At 73.7% G+C, this 9457-nt stretch carries 4 protein-coding genes and 2 pseudogenes; 4 read left to right on the top strand and 2 right to left on the bottom strand.

Annotated elements, in window-relative coordinates; all coding sequences use genetic code 11:
* Positions 1-59: 59 nt before the first annotated feature.
* The 3 genes from fxsT to ABZ948_RS07310 are packed head-to-tail and all read left to right on the top strand — an operon-like array spanning position 60 to position 7854.
* Complete coding sequence (gene fxsT, locus ABZ948_RS07300) at positions 60-5543, top strand: FxSxx-COOH system tetratricopeptide repeat protein (RefSeq protein WP_359757963.1); 5484 nt, start codon at positions 60-62, stop codon at positions 5541-5543.
* Positions 5544-5548: 5 nt separating this feature from the next.
* Positions 5549-6826 (top strand): hypothetical protein, encoded by a 1278-nt coding sequence (locus tag ABZ948_RS07305; protein WP_359757964.1) that lies wholly within the window; start codon positions 5549-5551, stop codon positions 6824-6826.
* Entirely contained in the window at positions 6823-7854 is a 1032-nt protein-coding gene (locus ABZ948_RS07310) for a hypothetical protein (protein ID WP_359757965.1), read from the top strand. The genes ABZ948_RS07305 and ABZ948_RS07310 overlap by 4 nt, the downstream gene beginning before the upstream one ends.
* A gap of 64 nt (positions 7855-7918) precedes the next feature.
* Here the strand turns inward: ABZ948_RS07310 and ABZ948_RS07315 are convergent, their stop codons facing one another.
* Entirely contained in the window at positions 7919-8419 is a 501-nt protein-coding gene (locus ABZ948_RS07315; RefSeq protein WP_359757966.1) for a DinB family protein, read from the bottom strand.
* Between the two features lie 90 nt (positions 8420-8509).
* On the opposite strand from ABZ948_RS07315, the pseudogene ABZ948_RS07320 reads away from it, so the two are divergent.
* Positions 8510-9361: pseudogene (locus tag ABZ948_RS07320) on the top strand (DUF4253 domain-containing protein).
* Here the strand turns inward: ABZ948_RS07320 and ABZ948_RS07325 are convergent.
* A pseudogene (locus ABZ948_RS07325) lies at positions 9358-9457 on the bottom strand (IS481 family transposase); the annotation flags it as partial. The pseudogenes ABZ948_RS07320 and ABZ948_RS07325 overlap by 4 nt on opposite strands.

Below are 9457 nucleotides of genomic sequence, written 5' to 3' on the forward strand. Positions count from 1 at the left end.
CCTTCAGCACCGCGGGCGGGACGACGCGGTCTGGTGCGGGTGATCGACACGGGGGAGTCATGATCATCTCTGAGGAGTCGCGGGCTGCGGGGGCCGCCGTCCCGGAGCGTGGTCTGGCCGTGCCGGGGCAAGCCGGCGACCGTTTCCGGCCGGGCGGCAATCCGCACACCGAAGAGCACACGACGGTGCTGCCGGAGCCGGCCAAGTCCGCCGCCCTGACGATCGATCCGCCCGCCCGGCTGGACAACCTCCCCGCGCTGCCGTCCGCCCCTTTCGTCGGGCGCACGGACGACCTGGACCGGTTACGCACCTCCCTGCTGTCCGGCGGTGGAGTCGTCACCCAGAAGGCCACGACCGCGCTGAGCGGTCTCGGCGGCATCGGCAAGACCACCCTGGCCCTGCACTACGCGCACCGGAGCGCCACGTACCGGCTCGTGTGGTGGATCACCGCCGAGAGCGAGGAGCGGATCGCCTCCGGCTTCGGTGAGCTGGCCCTGCGGCTGTACCCGGAGTGGGCCCGCCGGGCCACCGCGAAGGAGCGCACCGAGTGGGCGCTGGCCTGGCTGGAGAACCGCTCCGACTGGCTGCTGGTGTACGACAACGTGGAGCGGCCCGAGCACCTCACCCCGTTCCTGGGCCGGCTCCTCGACCGTGGCCACCAGTTGGTCACGAGCCGGTGCCGCACCGGCTGGCCCGAGGGGGCCCGCCTGGTCAGCCTGGACGTGCTGGACCACGGGGAGGCCGTCGACCTGCTGTGCGCGACGGCCGGCCTGGGCGAGGACCGTTCCGCCGCCGAGCGCGCGCAGGCCGCCCGGCTCGCCGAGGACCTCGGGCACCTGCCGCTGGCTCTCACGCAGGCGGGCGCCTACCTCCGGGAGACCGGCATCGGCTTCGCGGCCTACCGGGCGAAGCTGGCCCGGGTGCCCGACGCGGTGCTCAACGACGGGGCGGGCCGCTCGGGCCGCACCATCGCCCAGATCTGGCGCACCAGCCTGGAGTCCATCCGCTCCCGTCGCCCGCTGGCCGTGCCGCTGCTGTACACGCTGGCCTGGTTCGCGCCGGAGGCGGTGCCGCGCGGGGTGCTGCGGCACCTGGGCCGGCCCGAGCGCGAGATCGAGGAGGCGCTCGACGCGCTGCGCGACTACCACCTGATCACGTCCGGCCCCGACGGCCTCGCGCTGCACCGCCTGGTCCAGCAGACCCTGCGGCACGCCGACCCTCCGGAGGTGCCCGGGGCGCGGGACGCGGCCGAGCGGGCGCTGGCCGCGGAACTCTCGGATGCCCCGGCCGAGTCGGTGCGACGGCTGCTCGTCCACGTCCAGGCGCTCGCGGAGACGGGACCGGCCGCGGAGCCGGGCGCCGAGGCGGTTCTGATGTACCGGCGGGGCGCCGACGAGCTGGCGGCGCGGGAGCAGCACGTGCTCGCGATCCCGTTGATGACGCGGGCCGTCGAGGGCAGCGAGGCGCTGTTCGGGGTCGACGACGACACCACGCTCGACCATCGCGACCGGCTGGCCGAGTGGCATGCGAAGGCCGGCGATCCGGCGCGGGCGGTCCGGCTGTGCCAGAACGTGTACCTCGACCGCCGTCGGCGGTGCGGCCCGGACGCGCAGGAGACCCTGGCCGCCCGGGAGCGGCTGGCGTACGCGTACCGCAAGGCGGGCGATGTGATGCGGGCGGTCGAGGAGCTCACGGCCGTGGTCGCGGACCGTCGCCGGACGCAGGGCGAGGAGCACCCGGACACGCTCGGCAGCCGCAACAACCTGGCCTACGCCCTGCAGACCGCGGGCCGGTTCCAGGCCGCTGTCGAGGAGTTCGCCGCGGTCGTCGCCGACCGGGAGCGGCTGCTGGGCGAGGCGCACCGGGACACGCTGGCCAGCCGCACCAACCTCGCCTACGCGTACCGGGAGGCGGGTGACCACCGCACGGCGCTGGCCCTCTACGAGCAGGCGGTGGAGGACCGGCGGCGGGAGCACGGCCCCGACCACCCCGACACGCTCACCAGCCGTGGCTGGCTGGCCGCGGCGCACTCCGCCGCGGGTGATCCGCGGCGGGCGGTGGCCCTGTACCGCGAGGTGGTCGCCGACCGGGAGCGCGTGCAGGGCCCGGACCACCCGGACACACTGCGCAGCCGGAAGGACCTGGCGTACGAGCTGTCCGAGGCGTACGGGCCGGACGCGGCCCTGCCGGAGTTCGAGGCGCTGGCGGCGGACAGCGCCCGGATCCAGGGGCCGGACCATCCGGCGACGCTCGACTACCGTGACGACATCGCGGGGGTTCACCGAGAGCGGGCGGACTACGTCCGGGCGGTCGCGGATTACGAGGCGGTGATCGCCGACTATGCGCGGGTGCGGGGTCCCTACCACCGGGACACGCTGCGCGCGCGGGAAGCGCTGGCCTTCACCCGGCAGCTCATGGGGGACCACCGCCGCTCGGTCCGTGAGCGCCGGGCACTCGTCGCGGACCGCACCCGCGAACAGGGCGGTGATCACCCGGCGACCCTCACCGCGCGTGCCCATCTGGCCTTCGCCCTCCGGGAGGCCTCCGATCTCCCGGCCGCCATCGAGGTGTTCGAGGAGCTGCTGCGGGACCGCACCCGGGTCCTCGGCCCCGAGCACCCCGATGTGTTCGCCACACGCGAGGCCCTGGCCCGCACCCGTCAGTGGACGGGCGACCACCGGCGCGCGGTCGCGGATCTTGAGCAGCTGCTCCGGGACATGGAGCCGCTCCTGGACCCGGACCATCCGCGCGTCCTCTCGATCCGCCACTCCCTCGCCCAGGTGTTCACCGAGGAGGAGTGCCATGCGCGGTCGCTGGAGCTGTACGGCGAGCTCGTGGAGGTCTACGCGCGGGTCTACGGCCCCGATCACCCCTTGACGCTCGGCATGCGATTGTGGCTGGGAGCTGCCTACCACTCGGTCGGCGAGTACGGCCGGGCGGGCGAAGTGCTCGACGCGCTCCTGGCCGACCGGGCCCGCGTGCTGGGCGCGGACCACCCGGACACGCTGGAGACCAGCAGCTGGCGCGCCTGGGCCTTCCGTGTGGCGGGACAGCCTCAGCGCGCGATCTCGGTCTACGAGGAACTGGTCGAGGCCCGGGCCCGGGTTCTGGGCGCAGAGGCACAGGCGACGCTGAACGCCCGCAACGGCCTGGCGCTGGCCCGGCTGGCCGCCGACGACCACGAGGGCGCGATCGCGGGGTTCACCGAACTGCTCGCCGACCGCAACCGGCTCCTCGGCGACCAGGCCCCGGACACGCTGCTCACGCTGGAGAACCTGGCGGACGCCTGCTCGGCCGCCGAGCGGCATGACCGGGCCATCGCCCTGTACGAGGAAGCCGTCGAGGCGTGGACCCGCATCAGGGGTGCCGCTCACCCAAGCACGCTGCGCGCCCGGCGGGATCTGAGCCTGGTGCAGAAGGCGGCCGGACGGCACCAGTTGTCGCTCGCCACGCTGGAGTTCGTGCTCGAGGAGCGCAGGCGTCTGCTCGGGGTCGACCACCCGCAGGTGCTCGCTGTCCGCCTCGATCTGGTCAGTGCGTACTGTGCGTCGGGCGACTACTGCCACGCCGCCCGCCTCGCCGAGCAGCTGGTCGCCGACTGTGCTCGAGTGCGAGGCCGTGACCACGTCACCACACTGAACGCACACACGTGGCTGGCGTACGCGTGGATGTCGTCCGGGGCGTATCGGCGGGCGATCGTCGCGTTCGAAGGGCTGGTGGAAGACCGGACTCGTTTACAGGGAGCGGACCACGGCGAGACGCTGACAACCAGGTTCCTGCTGGCGGCCTCCTTCAACGAGCAGGGCGATCACGCACGGGCGGTCGTGCTCGGCCAGGACCTGGTGAACGATCTCGCTCGGGCCCATGGGTCCGACAGCCCGCGGGATTTCGACGACCGCACCATGCTGGCCCGCTGGCGGGAGTACACCGGGGACCGGGTGGGCGCGCTGCGGGACCTGGACGCACTGCTGCGGGACCACGAGCGGTTGCTCGGTCCCGATCATCCCGAGACCCTCGCCCTTCGGCGCTCCATCGCCTGGGTCTGGCTGGGGTCGTCCACCGCCGACCGGGCCGTCGCGACCGCCGCGAGCCTGGTCACCGATTCCACCCGGGTCGTCGGCCCGGACCACCCGAATACGCTCACCGCACGCGCCTTCCTCGCCGCCGCGCACAGCAAGGCGGGTGACGTCGCTCACGAGCTGCGGCTGCGGGCATCGCTCGTGGACGATTGCGCCCGAGTACACGGTCCCGACCACAGCGCGGTCCTGGATGCGCGCCGAGACCTGGTCTCGGCACGGCGCCGAGCCGGCCAGCGCGTGCTGAGCGTACGGGACGCCGTGGCGCTGGTGGACGACAGCAACCGCATACGGGGCCCGCAGCACCCCGAGACCCTCGGATGCCGCGATCTTCTGGGGCGCGCCTGCTGGGAGGCGGGCGATCCGTACCGCGCGGCCGCGGTCTTCGAGGAACTCCTGAAACAGTGCGAGGAGGTCCTCCCCGAGGAACACGAGACGACGTTCCGGGTGCGCGGCAACCTGGCGTGGCTGACGGCGGACACCGGTCCGGCGGACGACGCTGTGCAGTGGGCACGGAACCTGGTCGACGACGCCACCGAGCTGTTCGGTCCGGTCCACCGGCGCACCCTGGACGTGCTGCCGGTGCTGGCGCACGCACTGGCACAGGCGGACGAGCCGGAGCAGGCGCTTGAGGTGCTGCGGGACCTGCTGCGCCGCACGGCACTCTTGCGGGCTCGACTGGACTATCCGGAAACGGTCGACGACGTCGTCCGTGTCCATCACCAGGCAGCCGCGCGGGAAGGCGCACCGGCCTCGACCGGCGGACCGGCGGAGAGGGAGGACGACGAGGTCATCCGCCTGGGCGTGCTCGTCGAAAGGTTCGCCGTCCGTTTCGGCGACTTCCTCCCCACCCTCGCGACGCAACTCGCCCACGCCCTCTCCGACGCAGGCGACCCCACCGCCGCGGTGACCGTACTGAAGGCCGTGCACGCCGGGCGCGCACGGATGTTCGGCCCGGACCATCCGGACACGCTGGAGAGCCTCGCCGAGCTGGCCTTCGCCTGTCTGGAGGCCGGCGACCCGGACTCGGCGCCGTCCCACGAGGAGCTGCTGGCGCGCTGGGAGCGGACATTCGGCCCCGACCACCCCGACACGGCGGAGCTGCGCTGGCGGCTGCGCACCGCACGGCCGGCCTGGCGGGCCCGGCTGACGCTGGTCACGGACGACGTGACCGCCGGCCGTCCCGTCACGATCGAGGTCCGGCTGGAGCGGGAGGAGAGTGCGGCGGCGAGTGCGGCGGCGACCGCGCCGCCCCGGCTGATGGTGGCCGTCAGCTGCCCCACGGCGGCCGCGGTCGCCCCGGCCACGGCCGAGTACGACCCCGGCGGTGCCCCCACGCGCTTCACCCTGACGGCCTCCGAGCCGGGCGCCCACGACGTCCGCTTCACGCTGTACGACCACGCGTCGGGGTTCGTGCTGCAGGAGCTGAAGACCGTTGTCCACGTGCAGGGTGCCAGGGAGGGCTGACCCGGATGCCGCAGGAAATGGCCGTGGAGGTGGTGCGGGACCCCTCCCACGGCTTCACAGGGGTACCGCCGCAGCCCGGGAGCACACCGCGTCCGCCGGAGGGGGAGCGCCCGGCGGAGCTGCGGGTGAAGCTGTACCGCACCAGCGAGAAGGTGCTGACCGTCTTCGCCTGCGCCCCGGACCTGCCCGCCCCGCGCTGGCACGAGGCGCCGCTGGAGGTCTCCCCCGACGACCTGCGGGAGCGGGCCGACCGGCTGCGGAACCGGTGGCACGACCTGGTGGTGTACTACCAGAGCGAGGGCGACGAGCTCGGGACGCGGGTCGGCAGCCGTCCCTTCGCGGAGGCCGCCGACCTCAGCGAACTCGCCGACCGGGCCGAGTCGGTGACGGCCCGGCTGGCCGAGGAGGGCTACGACCTGCTCGACGTGATGCTGCACGGCAGCGGCTACGACCTCGGCCGTTTCCGGGAGTTCCTGTTCACCGCCCTCGGCGGCAAGGAACCGCTGCGCGTCAGCTTCGACTCCGAGGTGCATCTGCCCTGGCCCATGCTCGCCGTGGACCCCTCGACGTGTGCCACGCCCTGGGAGGCCTTCCTGGGGCACCAGCACCAGGTCGAACAGACCACTCCCGGCTATCCCTGGGACCACGCCCCGCTCGGCGACCGGGACCTGGCCACGACCAGCCTGAACAAGGACGACGCCCTGGACCTCGTGGGCCGCGCCCGGGAGGTGCACAAGCTCCTGGAGGAGCGCTCGCGGCTGATCGTCCGCTCCCACGGCAGCGACCTGCTGCACGCGCTGGCGGCGCCCGTGCTCAACGAGGACGTCATGTACTTCTGGTGCCACGGCCGCATGGTGCACGGCGGCCCGTCGACCCCGGGCCTGTCCATCCGGCTGTCCGACGACGAACACATCGACGGCCCGGTGGTGTCCCGGAAACGGCGCCGCTTCCGCCGTGACTCCCACGCCAGGTTCAAGCCGTTCGTGCTGCTGAACGCCTGCGGCACGGCACGGGCGGCGGCCCCCGGCAGGCTCAAGCACCTCGGGCAGGAGCTGATCGACATGGGTGCCGACGGCGTCCTCGCCCCTCAGATCGACATGCCCCAGGACTTCGCGACGGAGTACGCGTACGCGTTCCTCGACCTGTACCTGACCGGCCGTTACACCGCGGGGGAGATAAGCCGGCTGCTGGTGCGGCGCTTCGCCTCGGAGTTCCGCAACCCGCTCGCCCTGGCCTACGCGCTGCACTGCGGCATCGACAGCAAGCTGAGGCTCGCCTCGTGACCGCCCCGGGCACCCGGTCGCCCGCGCCGGCCGAGATCGACCTGGACGAGCGGGGCAGGCTGACGATGCCGGGCGGGGGCGCGCCCGTGCCGGCGAACCGCGTCGCCGAGCACCTGGCCCGGAGGCTGGCCGTGCCCCGCTGGGCGACGGACATCCACGTGTACGTGCACGGCTGGCAGACCGCGCCGGCCGGCGCCACCCGGACCGCCCTGCGCCTGGTCCGGCAGTCCCAGGAGCTGTACGAGGCGGCGCCCGGCCGCTATCCGGGGCTGAAGGCGGGCTACCGCCCGTGGTGCGTGGTGGTGCGCTGGCCGTCCTCCAGCCCGCCGACGCTCAGGGGGTACCGCAGGATCCGCGACCGTGCCCACGCGATGAGCGCCGAGGGCACCGGGCACGCCCCGTACGTCCTCGGCCACCTGCTCGGCTACCTGGACGCCGAACGCGCCGACCCGACGGGCCCGGCGGTACTGGCCAACCAGAACGGACAGTTCCTGCACCTCGTCGGGCACTCCTTCGGCGGCCGGTTCCTGTGCGAGGCGGTGCAGCGGGCCGCCGAGCGGCCTCCCGTGCTCGGCTGGAGCACACCGCACGACCCCCGCCGCCCGTTCACCGTGGACAGCGCCCTGATCTTCCAGATGGCCGCCCCGCGCGACGCCTTCGTCCGGCACTTCGGCGCGTTGTTCCCGCGCGCGGGCCATCCGGGCGCGCCGCTGCGCGGCCCCCTCGTCCTGACGCACTCGCGCTGGGACCGGGCCACGGGCTTCTGGCACCTGCGCGCCGAGAAGGCACCCGGAATCGGTCACTCGGGCACCGGTGCGGCGCCGGTTCCGCAGTTCACCACCAAACTGCTGCCGACCGACGAGGTCTACGAGCAGGCCACGCTGGATCACCGGCTGGTGAACGTGGACGCCGACTGGCTCTACCGCGGCAGCCGCCGCACCCGGCTGCATCCCTCGGGCGCCCACTCCGACTTCCTGCGACCGGAGTCCGCGCACCTGCTGCTGACCCTGGCGGAGCGCTCCCGCTGACGGGGACGGCCGGGGCGGACGTGGTCAGCCGTCGGGAGCGATGCCCGCGTCCGGCGCGGGCGGTTCAGCGCTGGGCGGTGCTGTTCGCCCCGTCCAGGGCCTCGCGGACGATGTCGGCGTGCCCGGCGTGCTGGGCGGTCTCCCGGATCAGGTGCAGCAGGATCCGGCGCGCCGACCAGTGCTCGGGCTCGGGCGGTGACCAGGGGGTCCTCGGCAGGGGCACGCCGCGATCGAGGTCCGGCAGCCCGGTCACGGCGTCCTCGGTCGCCCGGGCGGCCGCCGCGTAACGCTCCAGGAGGCCTTGGAGCGTGTCGCCCCCGGCCATGCGGTACTGCTCCATGTCCAGCATGCCGTCGGGCAGTTCGCCGTCGGCCGCGACCATGATCCGGGTCCACGCCTCCTCCCCTCGCGCGAGGTGCTTCACGATCCCGCCGAGGGTCAGCTCGCTCACGGTCGTGCGCCGCGCGGCCTGCTCGTCGGTGATTCCGCGCACGGTGATCAGCAGCAACTCCCGCTGCTCCGCGAGCGCGTCCAGCAGGTCCGTCTTCTCCCAGGAAGTGGTCATGGCGAGACGGTAGGGAGCAATTAGGTCAACGGCTGTCCCCTGCCGGCTCGATGTCGTCCGCTGTCAGTGGCCGGCCCTACAGTCACCCCCATGGCGACACTTCCGAACCCCTTGCCGACGCTGGCGGCGGACCCGAGCGGCCGTGCGCTCGGACTGTCCCTCCCCGCCGGGGCGCTCCTGGACACGACCGACGAGGGCCCCTGACACGAGCCGCTGCTGTGGCACGCGGACGAGCGGGCGGTGCCGGGCGGCTGGACGGCGCTGGAGCCGGCCCGCCGTGCGGGACTGCTGCCGGTCGTCCTCGACGTGGGCGACGGCCATGGCGGGCCGGACCGCTGGGAGTTGATGCCCGGCGAGATGTCATACCCGGGGGACCACGACGCCGAGGAGGTCCTCGCGGAGTTCTGGGAGGAGTACGCCCAGGACGCCGAAGCATGGCCCGGCCTGGCCGCAGCCGGCCCACGGCACCACGCCGGGGACCAGGAACACGACCAGGACCCCGCCCAGGACCCGGACGCGTTCGCGACGCGCGTCGCGGACTCCCTGCTCGCCGACGGCGGCCCGCTCAAGGCACCGCATCTCGCCCTCGTCCCGGCCCGCCGCAGCGCCGACGTCCCGACGGCGATCGGCTGGACGGGCCCGGCGAACCACGAGGGCGACACGGCCCGGCTCAGCGCGGTGCTGCGCTCCTGGGAGGACCGCTTCGGCATACGCGTCGTGGCGCTCGGCTTCGACCACCTGCTGGTGTCCGTCGCCGCCCCGCCCACCACCCCGGCCGAAGCGGAGGCCCTCGCCGCCGAGCACGTCGCGTTCTGCCCGGCCGTCATCGGCCCGGCCGTCATCGGCCCGGCCGGCATCGACCAGGGCGGCGACCCCACCCTGCGGTCCTACGCCGAGCACCGGATCCTCGACCAGCCGACCTGGCATTTCTGGTGGGACTAGGTGTATTGGCCCGCAGCGTTGTTGACACGGCTGATGGGTGGCTGGCCGCCCAGTGCGGTGTGGCAGCGGTGGTGGTTGTAGGTGTGCAGGAAGTCT

The organism is Streptomyces olindensis (genome assembly GCF_040645895.1).
Taxonomy (GTDB): domain Bacteria; phylum Actinomycetota; class Actinomycetes; order Streptomycetales; family Streptomycetaceae; genus Streptomyces; species Streptomyces olindensis.